Source organism: Pseudomonas sp. AGC41 (assembly GCF_057334555.1).
The window spans coordinates 188,047-189,375 of record NZ_JBHFJB010000117.1; the positions used below are offsets into that span (position 1 = coordinate 188,047).

The window sequence follows — 1,329 nt, forward strand, 5'->3', positions numbered from 1 at the left end:
CCCCCCCCCCCCCCCCCACGGGTTAGATATCGACAAGCGAATCTTTTTTGCATCAGTGCGCTCACACCCCAGGTGGCACTGCCGCCTCGGCCACCTGCGGCTCGACCGTATCTGGCGAAGCGACCACTTGCTCTTCGCCATCGCCGACCCGGGGCGACGCCGCCTTGGCGATCATCTCCGGTTGCGCCAGCAACTTGCGCGATGCTTCCACCGGCATCAGCAAACGCCCTCTTACGCGGTCACGGCCGGCCGGGTTGAGCATGCGCAACTCCCGCTCATGCACCCCCGACAACTGCGCCAGCTGCGCCAGGTCCACCGGCTGCGCCAAGGCGACCATCTGGAAGTACGGCTGGTCGGCAATGGGGGTCAGGCTCACGCCGTAATCTGCGGGAGTGTTGACCAGTTGCGACAAAGCCAGCAGCCGCGGCACGTAATTCTGGGTCTCGCCGGGCAGCGACAGGTTCCAGTAATTGGTCGCCAGGCCACGGGCGCGGTTACGCGTGATGGCGTCGCGTACCCGCCCTTCCCCGGCGTTGTAGGCAGCCAGCGCCAGCAGCCAGTCGCCGTCGAAGTAATCGTGCAAGTAAGACAAGTAATCCAGGGCAGCCCGGGTGGAGGACGGAATATCCCGGCGCTCATCGTAGTCACCGTGCTGCTGCAATTGGTAACGGCGTCCGGTGGCGGGAATGAACTGCCAGAGCCCCAACGCCTGGGCAGGCGAACGCGCATTGGGATTGAACCCGCTTTCGATCGCCGGCAGCAAAGCCAGCTCCAAAGGCATGTTGCGCTTGTTCAGTTCGCCGACGATGAAGTGCAGGTAACGGCTACCGGCGCGGCCGGTCTGGGTAAGAAAAGCCGGACGCTCCATCAACCAGCGACGCTGCTCGTCGATACGCGCCACGCCCTGGGCTCTGGTCTGCAAGGAAAACCCCTGGCGCATGCGCGCCCACAGGCTGCCGCCGCTTTGCGGGGATGACTCGCCAATCTCGATGATCGTGTCCGTGGGTGCCGGTTCAAGCCAACGCAGCTGCGCGCGGTAAGGCTCATTGGCGAAACGGTCGCCGATGGTCAACTGCGGTTCGAGATGCTGGCACCCGTACAGCAAGGTCCCCAGGGCCAGCATGGACAAACCTTTGGGAATGGATCGCAGAGCCGGCGAAGATGCAAGTGATCGGGACATGGGCGGTCAACCTTGAATGAGGTGGCGCCATTGGGTGGTAGATCACCGGCCAGCGGTTCCACATCGCATCGTCGGTGGTCCGGCATCCTTCCACGCTGGCCGCAGGAAGTCCCTGCGCCAGCCCTCGCGACACGCTCTGACCGCCCCCC

The 1,329-nt window shown here is 64.5% G+C and carries 1 protein-coding gene; it reads right to left on the reverse strand.

Translation table 11 applies throughout. The features are described from left to right. Positions 1–61: 61 nt before the first annotated feature. Entirely contained in the window at positions 62–1,123 is a 1,062-nt protein-coding gene (locus tag ACE04F_RS21125) for a transglycosylase SLT domain-containing protein (protein ID WP_486109708.1), read from the reverse strand. Between the last annotated feature and the right edge of the window lie 206 nt (positions 1,124–1,329).

What these genes read in the sequence shown, in the direction of transcription:
- ACE04F_RS21125 (WP_486109708.1), bottom strand. Translation starts at nt 1,123, where the DNA reads ATGCTGGCCCTGGGGACCTTGCTGTACGGGTGCCAGCATCTCGAACCG.